This window comes from Candidatus Sulfotelmatobacter sp. (genome assembly GCA_035498555.1).
Lineage (GTDB): Bacteria > Eisenbacteria > RBG-16-71-46 > RBG-16-71-46 > RBG-16-71-46 > DATKAB01.
In genome coordinates, this window is sequence record DATKAB010000138.1 from 1 (window position 1) to 21,782 (window position 21,782).

Consider the following 21,782-nt stretch of genomic DNA (forward strand, 5'->3'; position numbering starts at 1 on the left):
TCTGGTAGAGGCTGGACATGATGGCTCTCCGTGCCGGGCGCGGCCGGAACGACGCGGACTCGAGAGCGGGCGGAGGCCCATCCGAGATGCGCCCGGCAAAAGGACGGGAGAGACTAAGGCGACCGAAGCGGGGAAGCAAGCAAGGCGCGGCGTGCGGCCGCTCCCGCTTTCAATGGTAGAGCGACTTGAGTCCGCCCCAGGTGCTCTGCTTCGGGGTGTTGATCGCGGCGCACTGGCTGCCGGAGGAGCTCGCGCCGCTCTGCCACGTAATCTTCTGGCGGAGCAGCGCCGTGTTGAGCACCTGCGGGCCCAGGGTGGGTGGCTGCGACAGGTCGGTGCTCGGCTGAGACAGGACCACCTGATCGAGCACGAAGCACAGGGCGTCCGAGCAACCGGCGCAGGAGCTGCTCGTCGCCCCGGAGTTGTTGATGGCGATCGAGCACAGATAGTACTCGTTGCCGGTGTTGGCCGTGATCGAGGCCGATGGTTGCACGGCGCAGACCACCTTGATACGAGCGCGGGAACTCGAGGTCAGGTCGTAGTATTGCCAGCTGATGCCGCCTGCGGCGTTGCCCCCCCAGGGATCCTCGCAACTGAACGGCCCCGTGGTGAAACTGAAGTTGGCGGAGAGCGATCGCGAGCGGCAGCCTCCCGACGACTCGAGATGCCACCACGGCGATAGCGTGGACGCGCTCGAATACACGCTGATCGAGGCATCGAATGCGACCAGCTGGGGAATCGGTGAGTCCGGCATGGCCGAAATGTAGAAGACGTTGGTGCCCGATTCGGAGTTGCAGGCGAAGCTCCTGGAATCCGCGCCGTTGGTGCCGCAGTCGTTCCAGGCGATGTTGAAGCCTCCGGCCAGGACCGTGGCCGGCTGATCGAAGCCCATGGTCAGGGCGAGGACCAGCAGCGCCCCGCGGGCGGAGCGTGCATGCCGATTCGGGATGATCGAGTTCATGGGTTCGGCCCTCCGCGCATGCGCGACCGGGGCGGTACCGCCGGAGGGACCTCCCCATGATTGTGCCGGGTCGCGCGATTTCGGTCCAGCGCGAAATCCGTCAGTCATCGAGCGCGCTGCGCCCCTCGGCGGCTCGCGCCACGATGCGCGACGTGCTCTGGCCGTGGCGCAGCGGCACGTTCAGCACCCGGCCGCCTCGTTCGAGCACCAACTCGCGACCGACGATGTTCTCGACCGGCCAGTCCCCGCCCTTGACCAGCACGTGGGGCGCCACCTCCTCGATCAGGGCGAGCGGCGTGTCGTCGTGGAAGATGGGGGCCAGGTCCACGCACTCCAGCGATTCCAGCAGCGCGGCGCGTTCCTCGGCCGGCACGATCGGGCGGCCGACGCCTTTCAGGCGCGCCACCGAGGCGTCGTCGTTGACGCCCACCACCAGGCGGTCGCCGAGCCCGCGTGCCTCCTCGAGATAGTCGAGGTGCCCGCGATGGAGCAGATCGAACACGCCGTTGGTGAACACGATCACCTCGCCGCGCTCGCGCCACTCTTCGACCGACTTGCGTTGTGCGGGCGTCAGGATCGCGGGCCGGCTCGGCATCAGGCGCGGGCTTCCAGCGATTCCAGCAGCTGCCGCGGCGAGCAGCAGGCGGTGCCGACTTCGCGGATCACCACCCCGGCAGCGTGATTGGCGAGATGGCAGGCCTCGGGAAACTCGGCGCCGGCGGCAAGCGCGAGCGCCGCGACGCTGACGACGGTGTCGCCCGCGCCGGTGACGTCGAACACTTCGCGCGCCATCGTCGGCAGGTGCGTGTAGGCGCCGCCGCGCTCGAACAGGCTCATGCCTTCGGGCCCGCGGGTCACGAGCACCGCCCGCGCATCGAGCCGCCGCTGAAGACCCCAGCCCACCTCCATCAGGCTCTTCTCGTCGCGAACCCGCGTGCCCTGCACGTAACCCGCCTCGTGCTGATTGGGAGTGAGCAGACTGACACCTCGGTAGGCGTCGATGTGGCTCTCCTTGGGGTCGACGCTGACCTCAAAGCCGCGCTCGCGCGCCACGCGCAGCGAGGCCTCGAGGGTTGCGGGAATCACCACCCCCTTACCGTAGTCGCTCACGATCAGGCCTTCGCACCGGGGCAGCACCGCCGCGATGCGATCGAGCAACGCCGCCAGCGCCGCACCCGACAGCTCGGCGCGCGACTCGAAGTCGAATCTCACCACCTGCTGGGCGTGCGCCACCAGCCGCGTCTTGAGCGTGGTGGGCCGCGACGGGTCACGAACCACTCCAGCCGCATCCACTCCCCGTTCCGCCAGCGCGACCAGAATGCGCTGCGCGGCGTCGTCCTCGCCCAGCACTCCGAGCAGCACGGGTCGCGCGCCGAGCGCGGCGAGATTGGCGCCGACATTGCCGGCGCCGCCGAGCGTAAACGACTCACGCTCGATCTCGACCACCGGCACCGGAGCCTCGGGCGAGATGCGCTCGACGCGGCCCCACAGATAGCGATCGAGCATCAGGTCGCCGAGCACCGCGATGCGGCGGTCGCGGAATCGCCCGACGAGCTCTCGCATCCGCGCGAGCTCGAAGTGAGTCGTGGGCATGGGTGCGCGACGCTACACCGCGACCTGAGGAGGGTCAACGTTCGTTGACGCTCGCCGCGCGCGCACCTAACGTGCCGCGCATGTCGATCGCGATTCGCTCGTGGAACGCAGGCGAAGTGAACGCGCTGCGCGCACTGGCTCGGCACCCATCGCTGCAGCGAGAGTTCGAGCTGTTGCAGGGACGCGGCCTCGACCAGCGGCTCGCCGACGCCTACAACCTCGAGTCCCTGCGACGCCTCGCGACGCTCGATGGTCGCGACGCCGGGTTCGCGTTCACGTTCGTCGTCCCGACCCTGGACGGGCTGCTGGCCGTGGTGCGCATCGGCGTGGTCGCGGAAGCACGCCGCCGCGGCGTGGGCCGCGCCCTGCTCGAGTCCTCGGTGGAGGGGCTGCGCTCCGCGGCCCCCGAATGTCGCCTGGTCTCACTCGGCGCCACCCTGCCCAACGACGGCGCGGGCGCGTTCGCGGATCGCATGGGCTTCCTGCCGGTGCGGCGCTTCTGGCTGATGGAGCGCCGCGATCACTCGATCCCGCCGCCGGAGTGGCCGTCGGGAACCTCGGTCGAACCGTTCCGGGGCCGGCGCGAGCTCTCGCGATGGGTCGACGTCTTCAATCGTTCGTGGCGCGAGCACTGGCACGGAGTGCTCGCCCGCGAGGCCGATTTCTCGCGCCAGCTCGAGAGCGGCGCGGTGAGCGCAGATGGAATGCACTTCGCTCGCGCCGGCGATGCCGACGTCGGCTTCGTGCGCCTCACCCTGCACGAGAGTCGAGGCGAGATCGCAGTGGTCGGAGTGATTCCCGAGTGGCGGCGCCGCGGACTCGGACAGGCGCTGCTGCGCTTCGGCGGCCGCTGGCTGCTCGATCACGGTGCCCGGCGCGTGACCCTCACGGTGGACGGTGAGAACGAGCGCGCGCTCTCGCTCTATCGCAAGGAGCGCTACGAGGTGGTCGAAACCCGTCAGGTCTGGGAGCGCGGGATCTAGTCGCCGCTCGCGTCCGCCGGCCGCGCCGCCCCCTCGCTCCCGAGCACGAACCGCTGCCGGCACCAGACCGGAATCGGCCTCCCGTTCTGCAGCGCGGGGTGAAATTTCATCGCCAGCGCACACTCCACCGTCGCCCGGACCGCCGACGAGTCGGCACTGCCGCCCGCCCACAGCGCGTCGCTGACGTCGCCGTTCTCGTCCACGCGCACGTCCAGCTCCACCCATTCCGATCGGCCGCGCAGCTTCGGGAATCGCAGCCGCGCGGGCTGACGCAGAATCGGCGGCTTGAGATCTTCGTCGGTGGCCAGCGCCGGCGCCGGCATCGGCTCGGGCTTCAGCGTGTCGAGTCGCGCCTCGGGCGGCGGCAGATCGAGCGCCGACGGACCCGGCGGGCTGGCCGCGACCGGTGGCGGCGCACGGCGCGTCACCGAGGCGATCCAGGCTCTCGCCGTGTCACGCGGTGCCGATGCACCGGGTCGCGCCACCGCCAGCGGGGTCGCGCGCCCGCTGTCGGCCACGATCTGGATCGGCAAGGGCAGTGACGCGCGAGACGATTCTCGCTCGCGAGCCTTCCCGCAACCCGGCAGCGCGAGCAGTAGGCCGACGAGAATCGCCGTGGCGAAACGTGATGAAACCCCGTGCATGGCACGACGCTACCACTCGGCCCGACTGTCGGGGCGGGCGGGGCGAGCCCACGGATTCGAGCCCCTTGTCGCGGCGCCCGCCCTCCTCTAGAGTCGGGTTGCAAAGAGATTCAGGCACTGCTCCCGCACCCGGACCTCCTTCGATGTCCATGACTTCACGCGAGCGAGTTCAGGCCGCGCTTCGAGGCGACGCGGTGGATCGGCCTCCGGTTTCGTTCTGGGGCCACTTCTACGAGCGCGAATCCACCGCTCGCGAGCTGGTCGACGCGACGCTCGCCGCTCAACGCCAGTACGGCTGGGATTGGGTGAAGCTCAATCCGCGGCGCCAGTACCACGCCGAGCCCTGGGGGGTGCGCTGGCGCTACACGGGCAAGCCCGCCGAGAAGCCGGTGATCGAGGAGTGGCCCATTCACGGTCCCGACGACTGGGCGGCGATCACCCCGCGACCGTACGACCGCGGCGCCTTCGCCGAGCAGATCGAGGCGGTGAGGCTGCTGCGCGCCGGACTCCCCGCCGAGGTGCCCATCCTCCAGACCCTGTTCTCGCCGCTCGCCGTGTTGCGCGAGATGGTGCGCGAGCCCGCCGAGGTTCGGTCGCACCTGCGCTCGCACCCCGATCGAGTGCGGGGCGCCCTCGAAGCGGTGACTGCGACCCTCACGCCGCTCGCTCGGGCGTTCCTCGACGCGGGCGCGGACGGCCTCTACTTCGCGACCGTGGACTGGGCGTCGCTCGATATGCTGACCGCCGAGGAGTATCGGCTCTGGGGCCGGCCCTACGATCTGCGCGTGCTCGCCGCTGCGCGCGGCGCGTGGTTCAACGTCCTGCACGTGTGCAAGCGGCGCAACCTCCTGTTCGAGCTGCGCGACTACCCGGTCGCCGCGTTCTCGTGGGCGGCGACCGATCCGCTCAATCCGACGCTCGCCGACGGCCTTCGCGAGCTGAAGGGCGCGGTGATGGGCGGCATCACTCACGACGAGCTCGCCACGCGGCCCGATCCCGAGTTCTTCGTCAGCGAGTACCAGCGCGGGCTCGAGCAGACCGGAGGCCGCCGCTGGCTGGTGGCCCCCGGCTGCTCGATTCCGCCGACCACGCCCGCGGGCCACTTGCGAGCGGTCAAGGACGCGGTGGAGGCCACACGTCTCATTCCGGAGCGTTCTCGGTGAGCGCGCTTCGGGGGAGGTATCGCCATGAAGCGGATTCGCTGCGCAGGGATGCTCGTGCCGGCAATCGCTCTGGCCACGGCGGCGTTTGCCCAGCCCGACGCCCGGCAAACGGGGAAACAGCCGCCGCCCGCCACGACCTCGGCGTCTGGGGCGCCCCAGTATCACGCGCGCGCCAGCGGCCAGGTTTCGATTGGAGAGCTGGCGCCTGACTTCGAGCTCGACGGCTCGAATGGAAAACCGGTCAAGCTCTCGTCGCAGCGCGGGCGCTGGGTGCTGCTGGTATTCGGCGATCGCAAGGAATCGTTGCTCGCCCTGCGCGAGGTCTATCCGTCGCTCGATTCCGCCGGTGTCGAGCTGGTGGGCGTGTGCGCCGAGAAGGCTTACATCCTGGTCGACTACGCGAAGAAGTCGGGGCTCCCCTACCTGATGCTCGCCGACGTCTCGCGTGAGATCTCCGAGCTCTACGGGCTCTACGACGCCGAGGCGCGCACGGTGGTGCCCGGGTATCTGATTCTCGATCCGGACGGGAACATCCGCATGACGCTGCTCGGGCAGCGCTTGCCGGCCGCCGATCTTGCGCGGCTCGCCATCTACGTGTCGACGCGCACCTGACCCGCCGCTAAAGCCGCCTCCGAGACGTGCCGAAAACGATGGCCACGGCACGAACGAGTCATTTGGCCGACTCCCAAATCCTCGGAGGCCCCATGAAACCCGCGGGCTTCGTGCTGGTCGCGCTCCTCGGCGCCTTCAATGGCGGTGACGGGATCGAGCGCGCCAGCCCGTTACCCTTTGATGGCCATTCGTCCACGACGCTCAGCGCGATCGCTCCGGAACCTCCCAACGCGCCGGTGCAGGTCGGCGATCGGGCGCCGGATTTCGCGTGGACGTCCGCGGACAACCACTCGCGGCGCCTGAGCGACGTGCTCGAGCACGCGCACGCGCTGATCGTCTTCGCTCCCACCGACGCGGTGCTGCAGAGTCTCGAAAGCGAGCGCGAGTCGCTCGCCGACATGGGCGTGGTGCCGGTGGCGATTCTCGAAGGTCGCAACGGCGCGGTGGCGGCTCACGCGCGGCGCGTGGGCGCCCACTATCTGGTGATCGCCGATAATCGCCACGTGATCGGTTCGGAATTCGACCTGGTCGACGCGACCACCGATCGCACCGAGCCCTGCTGGTTCGTGGTGAGCCGCAGCGGCACGGTTCGGGGCCGCTGGCACGAAGGCGATCCGACTCAGGGCTGGACGCGGATCGCGGCCTCGGCGCTGGCGCTGCCGCTCGGCGAGGCGACCCGCCCGGCCTCTCGCGCTCGCTGAGTCGCCGCCGTTCAGGCGGCGCGTCGATTCGAGGCCCCGGCTGCGAGGTTCAGTAGCGCGCGCTCCAGATCGTCGAGCGTCACCGGCTTCGAAATCACGCGATCCACGCCGTGCGCCTCGGCGGCGCCGGCCTCGAGCTGAGTGCCCCAGCCGGTCACCAGCACCACACGCACCGCGGGACGTACGGCTTTGACCGCCAGCGCCAGATCCCAGCCGTTCAGCTCGGGCATGCCGAGATCCGAGACCACCAGGTCGAACTCGCCATGCGTGAACGCCTCACGGCCGGCCGGTCCGCCCAGCGCCGTCGTGACGTGCTGTCCGAGCGCGCGCAGCAGATCGGCGAGCACCTCGAGCACCACCGGCTCGTCGTCCACCACCAGCACGCGCAGCTCGGGCGGCCGGCCCGAAACGGGTTCGCTCGCAGGCCGCGGCCGACCGTGACCGATCGGCAGTCGCACCGTGAATTCGGTGCCGAGATGCGGCTCGCTCTCGACGAGTATCGCGCCGCTGTGGCGGGTGACGATGCCATAGGCCACCGAAAGCCCGAGGCCGGTGCCCTTGCCGGGTTTGGTGGTGAAGAATGGATCGAAGATTCGCGGTCGTGATTCGGGCGGAATCCCAACGCCCGAATCGGCGATCCGCACCACCACGCTCGCCGGTTCGTCGCGGCTGGTCACGCGCAAGTCGCCACCCCACGGCATCGCGTCCACCGCGTTCAGGATCAGGTTCGTGAACACCTCGCGCAGCTCGGAAGCGTTGCCGGCCACGGTCCGGCGCGCCTCGAGCTCGATCGCCGGTGTGATCGCCGCGCCGCGGCGCCGGCCACCCTCCTCCCACACCGGCCGCGTCAGTTCGAGCGCGTCCTCGAGAATCCGATTGAGATCGAGGGTCTCGAAGTCCGCGTCCTGGCGAACGCGCGTGAACTCCTGCACCCGGCGCACGGCTTCGGCGCCATCCAGCGCCGCCTGCTCGATCACGCGCAGCTGGCCGCGGATCTCGACCGAGCCCGACTGCTGGAGCAACAGCTGCGTGCGGCCCAGAATCGCCGCGAGGATGTTGTTGAAGTCGTGCGCGACTCCGCCCGCGAGCTCGCCCAGCGCGTTCAGACGCGCGAGTTGCGCGGGCGGGACCGGCGACACCCCATCGAGCGCTCCGAGCTCGGCGGGCCGAAAGGGAATCAGCAGCGCGTCACGAGCTTCGGCGCCCGCGACGCCACGCGCCGTCCAGCGCTCCGTGGCGCTGGCCAGGCAGCGGCGAAGCGGTCGCGATCGCCGCGTGGCGAGCGCGCGTACCAGCTCGCGCAGCCAGACTTCGGCTTCGTGCTTCGCGTCGTCTCGCGGAAGGGCTGCGGCGAGCTTGTCGGCAACGCGAGCGGCGAGCGCCTGCCGATGTCTCACGACGAACCGGAAGAGCAAGGGGTCCAGGGGAATCCTCCAGTCGAATGCGGTCAACGGCTGCAGTATCGGCTCGTCCCCGCCCGCTCTTCAGCCTTGGAACACGGAGTGTGGGATGACGGAACCCGGGCCGTGCTTCCCGTGCCCGGCTGTCGAGTCATCCCGGCACGTCTCTGGCAGCTCGTGCGATTCCGACAACGCTCCCCCGGAGGAATCGCATGCTCAGCCGAGTCCGCACCGGAGCGATGTGGGGAATTGAAGGGTTCGCGGTGGATTGCGAGGTGGACGTGGGGCCGGGGCTGCCGGCCTTCCTGCTGGTGGGACTCCCGGACGCCACCGCCCGCGAAGCGCGCGAGCGCGTCTGGCCGGCGCTGCGAAACGCGGGCTTCCTGATTCCCGATCGCCGTGTGACCGTCAATCTCGCGCCCGCCGAGCGCCGCAAAGAAGGCGCCTCGGCCGACCTGGCGGTCGCCCTCGGCGTGCTGGTGGCGACCAGCCAGGCGCCGTCGCTACGCCTCGACCGCACCAGCGTGATCGGCGAGCTGGCGCTCGACGCCTCGCTGCGGCCGGTGCGCGGCACGCTGTCGCTGGCCGAGGCGGCGTGGCGCGCGGGCGCGACTCGGCTCCTGTGCGCGCGCGAGGCCGCGCCGGAGGCGGCGCTGGTCGAGGGCTTGAGCGTCCACGGCGTGCGCACTCTTGGCGAGGCCGTGGACTGGTTGCGCGGGGCGAACGTCGAGCCGCTTTCGGCCGCCGAGCCTGATCGCGCGTTCGACGCCGGACCCGACCTGTCCGACGTGCGCGGTCAGGCCGTGGCGCGCCGCGCGCTCGAGATCGCCGCGGCCGGAGCGCACGCGCTGCTCATGGTGGGACCGCCGGGCAGCGGCAAGTCCATGCTCGCGAAACGCCTGCCCGGCATCCTCCCCGAGCTGTCGAGCGAAGAGGCACTGGTGGTGACGCGGCTCCACTCCGGCGCCGGTCTCAGGGCGCCGGGGCGCGGTCTGGTGCGCGAGCGGCCATTCCGCGCCCCGCATCATTCGGTGTCGCGCGCCGGTCTGGTGGGTGGCGGTTCGCCGCCGCGGCCCGGCGAACTGTCGCTCGCGCACCACGGCGTGTTGTTTCTCGACGAGTTCTCTCAGTACCCGCGCCACCTGATGGACGCGCTGCGCGAACCGCTCGAGAACGGCGAGATCGTGATCGGCCGCGCGGCCGGCACCGCGCGGTTTCCGGCGCGCGCGCAGCTGGTAGCGGCGATGAATCCCTGCGCCTGCGGCTGGCTCGGGCACCCGAAGCGTGGCTGTCAATGCTCGCCGGCCGACCTCGCGCGTTACGCTGCGCGCCTCTCCGGCCCGGTGCTCGACCGGCTCGATCTCCAGATCGAGGTGCCGGCGCTCACCTCGCGCGAGCTGCTGCGCGCGGCGACCGGCGAGCCGTCGGCCGAAGTGAGGCGACGGGTCGAGGCCGCGCGCGAGCGGCAGCTCGCGCGCGGGAGTCTCAACGCGACGCTGCCGAGCGCGCGGCTGCGCGAGGTCTGCGCGCTCGATTCCGCCGGCGAACGGCTGACGGTCGACGCGGTGGATCGCGGCGGCATGTCGGCGCGCGGGGTGCATCGCGCCTGGCGCGTGGCGCGCACGATCGCCGATCTCGAGGGCGAGGAGCGGGTGAGCGCGCTGCGGCTGGGCGAGGCGCTGCAGTACCGGGCCTACGAGGCGCGGAGATTCGCGCATCGCGGATGACGGGTGCCGCTTGCGGGGTGACGCGGCCCGAGTTCCCATGTGCCGGCCGGCTGGCGGCACTTCGGCATCACGCCGGGGATTTCCTGCCGAACCCCGGCTCGAGTGGCAGGCGGAGCGTCACGAGAAAGCTGGGAACCGTGGCGAGGATCACGCACAGGAAAAAGCGTGGATAGCCGATGTGGTCCTGCAGCCAGCCGCTCCACATGCCGGGGATCATCATCCCGAGCGCCATGAAGCCGGTGCAGATCGCGTAGTGCGCGGTCTGATGCTGGCCACGCGCCACGTACATCATGTACATCAGGTAGGCGGTGAAGCCGAACCCGTAGCCGAACTGCTCGACCGCGATGCAGGCCTGGATCGCCGCGAGGCTCGCCGGTTGCGCGTGAGCCAGGTAGAGGAAGACGGCGTCGGGCAGATGGATGGCGAACAGCATCGGCCAGAGCCACGCCTTGAGCCCGTGGCGCGCGATCACCCAGCCGCCGACGATCCCGCCCACGCTGAGCGCCGCGATCCCGACCGTGCCGTAGACCACGCCGACCTGCGCGGTGGAGAGCGCGAGCCCGCCCCGATCGCGCGCGTCGAGCAGGAAGGGCGCGACCATCTTCACCAGCTGCGCCTCACCCAGGCGGTAGAGCAGCAGGAACGGCACGATTACGATCATGCCGGGCTTGCGGAAGAACGAGCCGAACGTGCCGAGGAAGGCGCGCGTGAATTCCGGGATGCGGCGCGCGTCACCCGGGCGATCGCTCGCGGGGCGCGGCAGCACGAAGCGATGCCAGACGCCGAATAGTACGAAAAGCGCCGCGAGCGAACCGAACGCGATGCTCCAGGCGAGTCGCGGATCACCGGTGCGCGCCTGGAGCCGGCCGGCGAGCACCACCAGTGCGCCCTGCCCGGCGATGGTGGCGAGGCGGTAGAAGAGGTTCCGGACACCGACGAAGTACGCCTGCTGCTGCTCGGTGGTGCCGAGCAGGTAGAAGCCGTCGGCGGCGATGTCGTGGGTGGCGGAGTCGAAGGCCATGAGCCAGAAGAACACCAGCGTCCAGCGGAAGAAGTGCGGGCCCGGCAGCGCCAGCGCCACGCCGGCGAGCCCGGCGCCGATCACGAGCTGCGCGGCCCAGATCCACGTGCGGCGCGTGCCGAGCAGGTCCACCACCGGCGACCACAAGGGTTTCACCACCCAGGGCAGATAGAGCCAGCTGGTGTAGAGCGCGATGTCGGTGTTCGAGATCCCGAAGCCCTTGTAGAGGATGACCGACACGGTCATCACCACGACGTAGGGCAGTCCCTCGGCGAGATAGAGCGTCGGGATCCAGGCCCACGGACTGCGCGGGCTCGGGCGAAGTTCGGCGGCGTGCTCGGCGATCGGGAGCCGGACGGGGTCGGCCATTCCGCCCCGTGTAGCACGGGAAACCGGGCCGGGCAACTGCGCGCGGTCCGGCTCGTCGCCGGTCGGCTGGCGGGCGCTCCTCATGGGCGAGTTATCGGCCCGCCCGGGGCTTCGAACGAGCGCCCCGGCGCAACACCGCCACCTTCTGTCTGATCCGCGCGCTTCCGGCGTCGAGGAACAGGAAGTAGAGACCGGGCGACCCAGTCCAAGCGTCGTCAGAGCGCGATCGAGCGGCTTCGCGTATGCTGCCATGGAGCCAGTGGTTCTCGGAGCTGCGGCGGGATCAGACGCCGGCGATGAGGCTCGGGATCGAGTCCCGGATACATGGGCGTCGGCGCGTCGCTCAGTTCATCTCGACCCTTCTCAGGATCTCCATGGCGCGGGTCGCATTCGGCACCTGCTGGAGCGCCCGCCGACAATGATCCGCCGACGCCTCGCGCTGCCCGAGCGCGGCATAGGATTGCCCGAGCCCGACCTCGGCGAATGCGGAATTCCAGGTCTCGGCCTCGAGCGAGAACACCTCCAGAGCCTGCTGGTTCTGGTTGTGGCGCAGTAACCGGTAGCCGAGCGCGTTCAGCGCGTCTTCGGTGACGATCATCGAGTCGGGATGCGCCGCGCGCCCGCGCGCGCCACGGTATTCGCTCACCATCGTTCCGACCCCCACGGCAGCGACACGCTTCGCCAGAGAGTCCACCACCGAGCCGTCGGTCTGGTCACCGACCTGCGCGGTGGCCTGCAGCTCGAGGTCGATCTCGACTTCGTCTCCCAGCAGCTTCTTCCCCGCCTGCTGAACGACGTTGAAGCGTTGGGGACCCACCAGCCCGTAGTCGTTCCGATTGAGGGCGAGCCGACCGGCGAACGCCCGGCGCCGCCCGAACGGCGAATCGAAGATGCCGAGATCGCGAGCATCGATGGTCACCGGACGCTTGAGGTCGCGGATGGTCAGCTCGCCGTGGATCTTCAAGCTGTCGCCGCTCTTCTCCACCGAAGTGCTGCGAAAGATCGCGCGCGGAAATTTCTGGACGTCGAACCAGTCCGCGCCCTTGAGATCCTTGTCGCGAAGATCGTTGGCGGTGAAGAGACTCGCGGTGTTGATCGCCACCGAGATCGACGAGCGCGTCACGTCGGCGCTGTCGTAGGCCACCGTCGACCGGAAATCGGAAAACGTCCCGTGGACGTGGCTCAACGCGAACCACGCGACCGAGAACTGGATGGCGCTGTGGCCGCTGTCCACCTGATAGAGCTGGAGCCCGGCGAGCGCTGAGGGCGCGGGAGCGGCGCCTCCAGTGGCAGGCTTCGCTTTCGAATTCGCGGCCGCCGGCGCAGACGCGGAGCTGAGGAGGCCGAGCCACAACGACAGGATCGCGATCCACATGGAATGCTGACGCATGTTTCCTCCGGGAGAGTGTGGGGCGTTCGCGCGTTGCGGAGGCTCGGGGAATCGAGCGGGTTGAGGAACTCGCGAGTGATGAGCGGGCGGGCGGCCGGGATGGGGCGGCGTCAGAACCCCTGGCCGTGCGGAGGGAGACCGTGCTCGAGCCGGACGCGGTGATCGCGCTGGAGCAGCACCGGATAGAAGTTCATGGGCAGGTCGAGCGCCAGCAGCCAGATGGCATTGGCGCGATAGCCGCGCACGAACGCCAGCACCGCGAGCAGGATCACGATGCCGAACGCGATCGCGTGACCCGCCTCGGCGGCGCGCGTCTCGCGCTCGATCCGCGCCAGGTCGCCACTGTGCCACGCGGCAGGCAACGCGCGATTGAAGATCGACAGCGGACCGCGGCGCACCACCGCTCGGAACCACGAGACTCCGAGCAGGTGATAGAGGCGGCCGCTACGCTCCCAGCCCCGCAGGCGATAGTACTCGTCGAAGGGTGGCAGCCCTCGAAGCGGCAGCACGAACGACGACCATCCCACCACCGCGAGATTGGCGAGCGCCGCGCGCACGAAAGGCAGCTGGTCGCCATCGCTGGCGAGCCCGTAGAGGATCGCAGCGAGCGCGAGGCTCGCCGCCCCGAACCACACTCGTCGCCGAATGCGCAATCGGCGTCGCTGCGACTCAGGGACCGGCTCGAGTTGCGGCGCGGGCTCGATTCGCGCGCCGGGGCCGAGATCCGCGCCGCGCGTCATGACTGCCCCACCAGCTCGGAAATCGTCACCGCGCGCAAACCTTCGGATTCGGCCTGCGCGAGGATCGCCTCGAGCGCTTCCACGGTCTGCGAGCGATCGGGATCGCCGAGCGGCGAACCATCGTGAAGGATCACAATCGAGCCAGCCCTCAGTCTTCGCATCACGCGTCGCACGATGCGCGCGGTTCCCGGTCGCTGCGGATCTTCGGGATAGACGTCGCCCAGCACCGGCTCGTAGCCGAGCGAGCGGATCTGCTTCGCCTGCCCCGGGAACATCAGCCCGAACGGCGGCCGATAAAAGCGGGCACGATGCCCGGTCACCAACGATAGCGCTTCGGCGCAGCGCTCGACCTCGGCGCGGATTTCCCACGGCGGCAGCACCGACACCGGCCAGTGACGGCTCCCGTGCAGCGCCGGCTCGTGGCCCTCGCTCAGCATCCGGCGCACCACTTCTCCGCTCCTGCGGATGTTGGGCTCGAGCAGGAAGAACGTCGCGCGGGCGCCGTGCCGTGCGAGCACCTCGAGCACGCGCGGAGTCCAGCGCGGGCTCGGCCCATCGTCGAACGAGAGCGCGAAGCGCCCGGGCGTCGACTCCACGCGGCACAAGAGGTGACCGCGTGCCCAGCTCGAGAATTGTCGCGCGTGAAGGATCGACATACCCGCTACTCGCCTGCTTTGCGGCCCCCGGACTGCCAAGCCGTCAGCCCGCCTGACGGTCTGGCCGGCCCCCCGTCGCCCGCGTGGCGACGCGCTGGGATCGACCGCCGGCGCGATCGCTCGCGGTGCCATGGAACTGGCCTTTGGCGGCACTTCGCTCACGCACCGCGCCTCCCAGTCTCGCGGCATATGTCATGCAATTCGTGATCCGAGGTCAATCGGCGGCTGCTTCGAGACGAGGTCCCAGATGACAACCCTGACGGTTCCGGGTTGGTTCGTGCGCGGTCCGGTCGTGCACCGGTCGCGTCAGATCGCACGCGTGCTGACGCTGCACGGCCTCGGGACGCTGGCCGACCAGCTCGGCCTTGGTCGCTTCGCGCCGGTGCTCAGGACCGGGCCGCCGCGCGCGCCACTCAGCCAGGCGGAACGCGTGCGGCTCGCGCTCGGCGAGCTGGGCGCCACGTTCATCAAGCTCGGCCAGACGCTCAGCACGCGCGCCGACTTGCTGCCGCCGGATTTCATCGAGCAGCTCTCGATGCTGCAGGACGCGGCGCCTCGCGTTCCGATTGAAGCGATTCGCGAGACGATCGCAACCGACCTCGGCGAGGTTCCCGAGCGGCTATTCGCGAAGTTCGATCCGGCGCCGATCGCTTCGGCCTCGATCGGCCAGGTGCACGCGGCCGAGCTGCCGAACGGCGCGCAGGTGGTGGTGAAGGTCCGGCGGCCCGGGGTGCGGGACGAAGTGGAGCGCGATCTCGAGATCCTGACCGGCATCGCGCGCTGGGTGGAAACGCAGACCGCTCTCGGGCGCGACTACGAACTCATGCCGATCGTCGAGGAGTTCGCTTTCACGATCCGCAACGAACTCGACTACCGGGCCGAAGCGCAGAACGCCGACCGGCTGCGCCGCTTCCTGGCCGGCGACGCTCGGTTTCGGGTGCCCTTCGTCTACTGGGACTGGACCACGGAGCGCGTGCTCACCCTGGAGCGCATCGAGGGCGTGAAGATCCTTGATCTCAAGACGCTCGAAGAGCGCGGCATCTCGCGGCGCCTGATCGCCGAAAACGCGGTCAGCCTGTTCCTGCGCACCGCGCTCGAGCTCGGCCTGTTCCACGCCGATCCCCATCCGGGCAATTTCTTCGTTCAGCCCGACGGCGCGCTGGGAATCGTGGATTTCGGCATGGTAGGCCGGCTCAATCCGGCGCTCCGCCAGCATCTCATGCGCGCGGGCGCCGCCGCGATCCAGCAGGACGCCGACAGCCTGGTCGAGGAGCTCTACGCGCTCGGCGTCGCCGGTCGCAATGCGCAGCGTCACGGGTTCCTCCGCGACATCGATCACGTGATCACCCGATACGGCGGCCTTTCAATCCGAGAGATCAGCGCCACCGAGGTCACGAATCAGCTCACTGCGATCGCGTTCAGGCACAAGCTCCAGCTCCCCGGCGAGCTGGCGCTGCTCCTGCGCGTGCTGACGATGAGCGAGGGGGTCGGCCTCAGGCTCGACCCGGAGTTTCGCTCGCTCGAGTACGCGACGCCGTTCTTCAAGCGCCAGTGGCTCGAGGCTCATTCGCTGAAAACCACGGTGCGCCGCCTGGAGCGGGCGGCATCCGATGCCGCGCAGCTCGGTGCCGAGCTTCCGCGCCGCACCGAGCGACTGCTGAGCCGCCTCGAACGCGGTGAGCTCGAGCTCAACATCCGCACCGAGGGACTCGAGCGGCTCACGAATCAGTTCCAGCACATGACCAATCGCCTGGCGCTGGCCGTGGTGCTCGCCGCCTCGGTGGTGGCGCTCGGCGTGGCACTCGGCGTGCGGCGCGTGCCCGGGCTCGAGCACTATCTCAACTGGCTCTTCACGCTCGGCTTCCTGTTCTCGCTCGCGTTTGGCGTCTGGCTGATCCTCAGCATTCTGCGCTCGAATCGAAGGTGATCGGGGCGAAGCGCGCTGGCGAGCAGCGGCGCCACCGACTCGATTTCGAGGAATCCGCCGGCCAGGGCCACGGCGCGAGGGTGGCTGTCGGTGGTGACCAGCCGATCGAGGAGGCCGCTGGCGCCGAGGCGATCGAGCGCGTCTCCCGGGAACACTCCATGGGTGGCGAACGCGCTGACTCCCGCCGCGCCCGCTTCGCGATAGGCGCGCGCCGCGCCGAGCAGCGTGGAGCCGCTCCGAATCATGTCATCGCAGATCACCACCTGACGGCCACGGACGTCGGCGAGCAGGGCGACCACTTCCGTGCGCTCGGGGCCGAGGCGCCGCTTGTGCGCGAACGCCGCCCTGACGTTCAGCTCGTCCGCCAGCCGCTGCACCCACTTCGCCCGCCCGGCGTCGGCGCTCGCCAGTACGAAGTCGCTTCCGCCGAGGCGGCGCGCCACCTCGGCGACCAGCGGCTCGACACCGATCGCGGCCGCTCCGAGTCCCGGACGGAAGTAGTACGGGAGGCCTTCCGAGTGTGGATCGAGAATCGCGATCCGGGTCCCGCCTCGCGCCGGAGGAATCGCCGACAGCAGTGACGCCCGCGTCTTCGCCGTGACGACTTCGCCCGGCCGTCCGGCGCGATCCATGGTGGAGTAGCCGAAGTAAGGGATGACCAGCGTCAGTCGCGAGGCGCCGGACTCGACCAGGCCGGTCGCCAGATCGAACAGCCGGCAGGTCTGTTCGTCGCTCACGGTGCCGGCGATCAAGACGACATCGCGCCCCGCAAGCGGCGTCAGGATCCGCTGGAAGAGTTCGCCGTCGGGAAAGATCTCCCGCGCGACCTCGCCGGGTTCGAAGCCGCGTAGCCGGCATACGGCCGCGCCCAGCTCCCGATAGGGCTCGCTCGTGAACAGCAGCGCCGAGCTCACGATTTCACTCCCGAGAGGGGGCCGCGCGCGGGCGGGCCCGAAGCGGGACGAGGGCTCGCGAACTCGCGCAGCACTTCCAACACCCGTTCGTCCGAAACCTGCTCGAACTCGCGGTAGAACTGGCCGATCGCCCACAGGAAATCGGCCTCGATCAGGCAGACGACGCGCTCGCAGAGCGGGCGAATCTCCTCGAGCCGCTCGCGCGCCGCCACCGGCACCGCCATCACGACCTCGCCGGCCCCTCCCGCGCGCACCGCGCGGAGGGCGGCGATCATGGTGGATCCGGTGGCGATCCCGTCATCGGTGACGATCACCGTGCGGTCCGCCACCCTGGCCTGCGGGCGGACCTGACGGAACAGGCGGCGCCGGCGCTCGATCTCGGACATCTGCCGCCGCCGCTCCTCGTCGACGTAGCGCTCGCTGGCCTCGATGAGGCCCTCGGCGCGCGGATCCAGATAGACCTCGCCGGTCTCCGAGATCGCCCCGAGCGCGAGCTCGGGCTGATTCGGAGCGCGAAGTTTTCGCGCCAGCACAATGTCGAGCTCGGCCGGAAGCCGGCGGGCTATCGGCAGCGCGATCTCGATTCCGCCCCGCGGAATCGCCAGCACCAGCGGGTTCGTGACGGGGAGACCACGCAACCGGTCCGCCAGCCGGTGACCGGCGTCCTCGCGATTCTCAAATTGAGTGAGCAGCATCGGTCGCCTCCTGCCGCAGGTGCGCGAGGAACCAGTCTCGCGCCATCGCCGCCGCCTCTTCGAGCGCGCCGGGTTCCTCGAACAGATGGGTCGCGCCCGGAACGATGCTCAGCCGGGTCTCACATTCCAGCTTCGCCATGGCTTGGCGATTGAGCCGCAGCACCTCCTCGTCCCGCCCTCCCACGATCAGCAGAGTCGGCGAATCCACCCGGACGAGCCAACCGCCCGCGAGATCCGGACGGCCTCCTCGCGAGACCACGGCGCGCACGCGGTGATCGCGCGCCGCCGCCACCAGCGCCGCGGCAGCGCCGGTGCTGGCGCCGAAGATGCCGAGTGGAGCCGCGCAAGTCGCGGGGTTGCGGCGCGTCCAGCGAATCGCGGCCAGCAGCCGGCTCGCGAGCAGCTCGATGTCGAACACGTTTCGGCGATCCTCGGCCTCGCTCTCGATCAGCAGGTCGAACAACAGCGTCGCGAAACCGGCCTCGCTGAGAGCCCCGGCCACGAATCGATTGCGCGGGCTGTAGCGGCTGCTCCCGCTGCCGTGAGCGAACAGCACCACGCCCCGCATTGAGCCCGGCAGCGACAAGGTACCGGGAAGCGCCGCCTCGCCTGCCGGGATCACCACTTCTCTCGACTCCACGCGCGCCGTCATCATGAGACTCCCTCCCGCGTTCGGGTTCGGGTACGTTGGCGTTCGTCCTGCAGGTCACGCCCCGGTCGAGAGAGCTTCCCCAAGTGAACGCCTCCAAGTCGTCGCAAGCTCGGGTGGTCGCGCGGCTCGGCTGGCTGGTCGGCGGCGCAGTCCTCGTCGCGGTGATCCTCGTCGCCTTCAGTGTGTCCGAGGCTCGGGTCTTCTCTCGCTTGCTCACCGGCGCCGATCCCCGATTCCTCCTTCCCGCCCTGCTGCTTCAGGGCGGAACCTATTTCTCCCAGGCCGAGATCTTCGGCACGGCGCCGCGCGCCGCGGGGTTTCCGGTTCCTCGATCGAGGTTGCTCGAGCTCAGCCTTTCGAAGCTCTTCCTCGACCAGACGCTGCCCACCGCTGGGCTCGGCAGTACGGCGGTCGTCGCCGCGGCCCTGGTCCGGTGCGGCGTGCCGCGCCCGGCGGTCGCCGCCGGCGCCGTGCTCAACTTCGTTTCTTACCAGGCGGCCTATGGCCTGATGCTGCTGGCCGCGCTCGCGATCTTCGCGATGCTCCGAGGCGCCGGCCTCGTGCTGGTGCTCGCGATCGGCCTGCTCTCCGTGTTCAGCCTCTCGCTGGCTTTCGCGCTCCTCTCGCTGGCCGGCCGCCGGCCCGCTCCCGGCTCCGCGTTGCCGCGCCTCCCACTGGTACGCGGCCTGCTGAGCTTCATCGCCGACGCCGACGTGGCTCTGACGCGTGGGCCGCGGTGGCTCGCCGAGAGCGTGCTGTGGCAGATGCTGATCTTTCTCCTCGACACCGGCACTCTGTGGCTGGTGATCCGTTCGCTGGGCGCCGTCTCTCCACCGGTCGTGGTATTCACGAGCCTGATGATCAGCAGCCTCTTCCGCGTGGTCGGATTCCTTCCCGGCGGCCTCGGCACCTACGAGGCCAGCTCGGTGCTCACCCTGAAGCTGATGGGGGTCGGCGTTCCGATCGCGCTCGCGGCGACCCTCATTTTCCGGCTCCTCACCTTCTGGGCGCCCATGCTGCCGGGGTTCTGGTTCTCGCGCCGCGCGCTCGGCCGCTGAACGCGGCGTCTCCCCGGCGCGCGCCGCGCGGGTTCGCATCACGCTGACCACGGTGCGCTCGACTTCGTGGTCGGAGAGCGGCGGCCGGCAGCAAGTGCGGTTCCACGCGATCAGCAGCTCGAGCGCGACCGCCGGGTCCACGCCATGCCACAGCAGGTGCCCGGTCAGCGAGGCGATGGTCTGATTGCGCGCGCCCTGCTCCACGCCGGAGCGAACCAGATCGCGCCATTGCCCGAGCGAACGGCCGCGGGGACGCGTGTCGGCATGCAGGCGATCGAGCAGCCACTGAGGCATCGGAGCGGGAGCGACCGAACCGGGCTCGTGTCCCGGGCGCCACTGATAACGACCTCCCGAAGGGTGCAGCGAAGGGGGGACGATCACGATCCCGCCATCGCCCTCGAGGTCGAGGCCCGGGGCGAACCCGATGCGACTGTGCATGGGCGCCTCGGGAGCCACGAAGAACAGATGTCGGCCACCGCCTCCGGTGATCGACTCGAGAGTGGCGGGGATCGGCCCATGCTTGGATTCCAGCGACGCGAGAGTCTCGTCGCCGCGGTGGCGAGGATCCGCGTCCAGCACCACGATTCCCGAGACGCGACCGGTCACGACGCCGAGATTCGCGTCCGGCCAGCTCTCGAGCCAGCGCCGAATCTCGGCCGGGTCGGCCAGCCGGTGCTGGAACTCCTCCCAGGCAATCATCGGCACCTTGGAGCCGGGCCGGATCGGAATCACCGACCAGCCACGGCGACGGCAGTCGAGGGCGCTGCCCAATCGATCCGGGATCGGCGATGGTTTCATGGCGGACTCCCCTTCGGTCCCGAGCGGCCGCCCCCCACATCGGGTCGTGAATGACGGAACCCCGCAGGCAGCGACCGCCGCCCACGGGGTCCGTTCGTGCCGGAAGGCGACGGGCTTCATTGCCCTCGCATGACCACCGACTCGAGCTGACATCCAGCGCCAGGCGGCGAGCCTTTCCAGGCTCTGTGCCCGGACCATCCGACGGCGGCTCGTTCGTCCGTCGATTTGCGCTGGCGTCGGCGGGAGAACCCGCCCGGCGGTCGCGGTTCGGACCCTTCCGGCGTCTCGCATCAATTGCATCACGCGGGCCAGGCCGATGCTGGCGACGTAAGCGCGCACCCGCTCGTCGCCCGTAGCGGCTCATGCTGTGTGACCACTTCGGGTTCCGGAGAGAGCGCCGAACAGCACGCGGTCTCGGGTTCTTGGGTCTCGTCCCGGTTCCTCGCCCCGGACTCCTGTCAATCCGGCACTCGACTGCCGGCATGGCAGCAGTCGGCACGCGGCAGGTCGCATGCGAGTGCTGCGTGCGGCTGATCGACCAGGCCCTGAGCCGTTAGAATCGGCTGCATGAGGTTTCGAGTCGATCAGGCGGCCGAAGTGCTGCGCCGCACTCCCACCACCCTGCGGGCCTTGCTGTCGGGTCTGAGCGTGCCGTGGATTGGGGGCAACGAAGGCCCGGACACGTTCAGTGCCTTCGACGTGGTCGGCCATCTCATCGACGGCGAGGAGACCGATTGGATTCCGCGCGCCCGCATCATCCTCGCGCGCGGCGAAAGCGTGCGCTTCGAACCCTACGACCGGTTCCGCCACCTGGCGCGCAACCGTGATCGCGCGCTCGATTCCTTGCTCGACGAGTTCGCGGTGCTGCGCGCCGCCAATCTCGACCTGTTGGAGTCCTGGCGGCTGACCGATAACCAGCTCGATCTCCCCGGGCTGCACCCCACCCTCGGTCCCGTCACGCTTCGCCAGCTCCTCGCGTCGTGGGTGGTGCACGACCTGGGGCACATCGCGCAGGCGGCGCGAGTCATGGCGAAGCAGTATCGGGACGAGTCCGGCCCCTGGGTTCCGTTTCTCCCGGTGCTGACCGATCACGAGGTGCCTCGCTCCTAGGCCCGCGCCCCGTCACCGGCGAGGCCGCTCGTGATCGAGACCGAACAGTCTCCCCCGTATCGCGTGTTCGAGGATTCCTCTCTGTATGGAATCCTGATCGGCAACGCGCTCGCCTTCCTCTCGGCGGTAACGCGGCACTGGTCGATTGCACCGCTGCTCTGGATCTACTGGGGCCAGAGCGTGGCGATCGGTGTCTCGAACGTGATTCGCATGCTGCGGCTGCGGGAGTTCTCGACCGAGGGCTTCCAGCTGGGCGGCCGGCCGGTTCCGGCCACGCGGGATTCGCTCGAGCAGAGCGCGCTGTTTTTCTCGTTCCACTACGGGTTCTTTCACCTCGTGTACGCGCTGTTCCTCGCCGCCGGCGCTGTCGGCGGCCGGCTCGCCGAGGCGGAGGTGCCGTGGGTGCTCGGCAACATCGCGACCTTTGCGATCGCGCACGGCTATTCACTCCTGATCAATCATGGGCGCGACTTCCGCCAGAAGAAGCCGAATCTCGGAACGCTGGTGTTCTATCCCTACCTTCGCATTCTGCCCATGCATCTGGCGATCATCCTGGGAAGCACGATGATCGGCGTCGCTGTGCCGGTGTTCATCGGGCTCAAGACCCTCGCCGACGCCGGTCTTCACGCCGTCGAGCGCCGGCTGTTCCGGGGCGAGTAGAATGCTCT

At 69.6% G+C, this 21,782-nt stretch carries 21 protein-coding genes; 9 read left to right on the plus strand and 12 right to left on the minus strand.

The features are described 5' to 3' along the window. Positions 1-169: 169 nt before the first annotated feature. The 3 genes from VMJ70_11585 to rfaE1 form a co-directional block, all read right to left on the minus strand. Positions 170-961 carry a hypothetical protein gene (locus tag VMJ70_11585; GenBank protein HTO91762.1) on the minus strand — a complete coding sequence of 264 codons (792 nt, stop codon included), beginning with the start codon at positions 959-961 and terminating at the stop codon, positions 170-172. Positions 962-1,061: 100 nt separating this feature from the next. Beyond that, a complete protein-coding gene (gene rfaE2 / locus VMJ70_11590) occupies positions 1,062-1,556 on the minus strand; it encodes a D-glycero-beta-D-manno-heptose 1-phosphate adenylyltransferase (protein ID HTO91763.1) in 495 nt (164 codons plus the stop codon). Further along, on the minus strand, positions 1,556-2,554 hold the full coding sequence (gene rfaE1, locus VMJ70_11595) for a D-glycero-beta-D-manno-heptose-7-phosphate kinase (GenBank protein ID HTO91764.1): 999 nt from the start codon (positions 2,552-2,554) through the stop codon (positions 1,556-1,558). The genes rfaE2 and rfaE1 overlap by 1 nt, the downstream gene beginning before the upstream one ends. An 80-nt stretch (positions 2,555-2,634) precedes the next feature. On the opposite strand from rfaE1, the gene VMJ70_11600 reads away from it, so the two are divergent. Next, positions 2,635-3,537 carry a GNAT family N-acetyltransferase gene (locus tag VMJ70_11600; protein ID HTO91765.1) on the plus strand — a complete coding sequence of 301 codons (903 nt, stop codon included), beginning with the start codon at positions 2,635-2,637 and terminating at the stop codon, positions 3,535-3,537. On the opposite strand, the gene VMJ70_11605 is transcribed toward VMJ70_11600, so the two are convergent. Beyond that, positions 3,534-4,070 (minus strand): hypothetical protein, encoded by a 537-nt coding sequence (locus VMJ70_11605; protein HTO91766.1) that lies wholly within the window; start codon positions 4,068-4,070, stop codon positions 3,534-3,536. The two genes, VMJ70_11600 and VMJ70_11605, sit on opposite strands and share 4 nt — an antisense overlap. A 260-nt stretch (positions 4,071-4,330) precedes the next feature. Here VMJ70_11605 and VMJ70_11610 point away from each other — a divergent pair, with 260 nt between their 5' ends. The 3 genes from VMJ70_11610 to VMJ70_11620 all read left to right on the plus strand — a co-directional run bounded on the left by VMJ70_11610 (position 4,331) and on the right by VMJ70_11620 (position 6,657). Then, complete coding sequence (locus tag VMJ70_11610; protein HTO91767.1) at positions 4,331-5,344, plus strand: uroporphyrinogen decarboxylase family protein; 1,014 nt, start codon at positions 4,331-4,333, stop codon at positions 5,342-5,344. 24 nt (positions 5,345-5,368) lie between these two features. Further along, positions 5,369-5,956, plus strand: coding sequence for a peroxiredoxin family protein (locus VMJ70_11615; GenBank protein HTO91768.1), 588 nt, complete (start codon positions 5,369-5,371; stop codon positions 5,954-5,956). 92 nt (positions 5,957-6,048) lie between these two features. Then, on the plus strand, positions 6,049-6,657 hold the full coding sequence (locus VMJ70_11620) for a redoxin domain-containing protein (protein HTO91769.1): 609 nt from the start codon (positions 6,049-6,051) through the stop codon (positions 6,655-6,657). A gap of 11 nt (positions 6,658-6,668) precedes the next feature. On the opposite strand, the gene VMJ70_11625 is transcribed toward VMJ70_11620, so the two are convergent. Then, positions 6,669-8,072, minus strand: coding sequence for an ATP-binding protein (locus tag VMJ70_11625; GenBank protein HTO91770.1), 1,404 nt, complete (start codon positions 8,070-8,072; stop codon positions 6,669-6,671). A 197-nt stretch (positions 8,073-8,269) separates the two neighbouring features. Between VMJ70_11625 and VMJ70_11630 the strand changes: the two genes are divergently transcribed. After that, complete coding sequence (locus VMJ70_11630; protein ID HTO91771.1) at positions 8,270-9,784, plus strand: YifB family Mg chelatase-like AAA ATPase; 1,515 nt, start codon at positions 8,270-8,272, stop codon at positions 9,782-9,784. 67 nt (positions 9,785-9,851) lie between these two features. On the opposite strand, the gene VMJ70_11635 is transcribed toward VMJ70_11630, so the two are convergent. From VMJ70_11635 to VMJ70_11650, 4 genes are all read right to left on the minus strand, one after another. Then, complete coding sequence (locus VMJ70_11635; GenBank protein ID HTO91772.1) at positions 9,852-11,174, minus strand: MFS transporter; 1,323 nt, start codon at positions 11,172-11,174, stop codon at positions 9,852-9,854. Positions 11,175-11,517: 343 nt separating this feature from the next. Beyond that, a complete protein-coding gene (locus VMJ70_11640) occupies positions 11,518-12,564 on the minus strand; it encodes a YceI family protein (protein HTO91773.1) in 1,047 nt (348 codons plus the stop codon). Between the two features lie 110 nt (positions 12,565-12,674). Then, positions 12,675-13,304 (minus strand): hypothetical protein, encoded by a 630-nt coding sequence (locus VMJ70_11645; protein ID HTO91774.1) that lies wholly within the window; start codon positions 13,302-13,304, stop codon positions 12,675-12,677. After that, positions 13,301-13,960, minus strand: coding sequence for a polysaccharide deacetylase family protein (locus VMJ70_11650; protein ID HTO91775.1), 660 nt, complete (start codon positions 13,958-13,960; stop codon positions 13,301-13,303). The genes VMJ70_11645 and VMJ70_11650 overlap by 4 nt, the downstream gene beginning before the upstream one ends. Positions 13,961-14,207: 247 nt before the next feature. Between VMJ70_11650 and VMJ70_11655 the strand changes: the two genes are divergently transcribed. Continuing rightward, positions 14,208-15,887, plus strand: a complete 1,680-nt coding sequence (locus tag VMJ70_11655; protein HTO91776.1) for an AarF/ABC1/UbiB kinase family protein — start codon at positions 14,208-14,210, stop codon at positions 15,885-15,887. Here VMJ70_11655 and prs read toward each other — a convergent pair. The 3 genes from prs to VMJ70_11670 are packed head-to-tail and all read right to left on the minus strand — an operon-like array spanning position 15,794 to position 18,151. Then, positions 15,794-16,801 carry a ribose-phosphate diphosphokinase gene (gene prs / locus VMJ70_11660; protein ID HTO91777.1) on the minus strand — a complete coding sequence of 336 codons (1,008 nt, stop codon included), beginning with the start codon at positions 16,799-16,801 and terminating at the stop codon, positions 15,794-15,796. The genes VMJ70_11655 and prs overlap by 94 nt on opposite strands. Continuing rightward, the gene (locus VMJ70_11665) at positions 16,798-17,496 is read right to left on the minus strand and encodes a phosphoribosyltransferase family protein (GenBank protein ID HTO91778.1); all 699 of its coding nucleotides are present in this window, start codon (positions 17,494-17,496) and stop codon (positions 16,798-16,800) included. Before VMJ70_11665 ends, prs begins: the two co-directional genes overlap by 4 nt. Then, positions 17,477-18,151 carry an alpha/beta family hydrolase gene (locus VMJ70_11670; protein ID HTO91779.1) on the minus strand — a complete coding sequence of 225 codons (675 nt, stop codon included), beginning with the start codon at positions 18,149-18,151 and terminating at the stop codon, positions 17,477-17,479. The genes VMJ70_11665 and VMJ70_11670 overlap by 20 nt, the downstream gene beginning before the upstream one ends. An 80-nt stretch (positions 18,152-18,231) precedes the next feature. On the opposite strand from VMJ70_11670, the gene VMJ70_11675 reads away from it, so the two are divergent. From VMJ70_11675 to VMJ70_11685, 3 genes are all read left to right on the plus strand, one after another. Beyond that, positions 18,232-19,206 (plus strand): lysylphosphatidylglycerol synthase transmembrane domain-containing protein, encoded by a 975-nt coding sequence (locus VMJ70_11675; GenBank protein ID HTO91780.1) that lies wholly within the window; start codon positions 18,232-18,234, stop codon positions 19,204-19,206. 1,365 nt (positions 19,207-20,571) lie between these two features. Continuing rightward, complete coding sequence (locus VMJ70_11680) at positions 20,572-21,114, plus strand: DinB family protein (GenBank protein ID HTO91781.1); 543 nt, start codon at positions 20,572-20,574, stop codon at positions 21,112-21,114. 30 nt (positions 21,115-21,144) lie between these two features. Beyond that, positions 21,145-21,774: a DUF6498-containing protein gene (locus VMJ70_11685; GenBank protein ID HTO91782.1), complete on the plus strand. Its 630-nt coding sequence runs from the start codon at positions 21,145-21,147 to the stop codon at positions 21,772-21,774. Positions 21,775-21,782 lie beyond the last annotated feature (8 nt).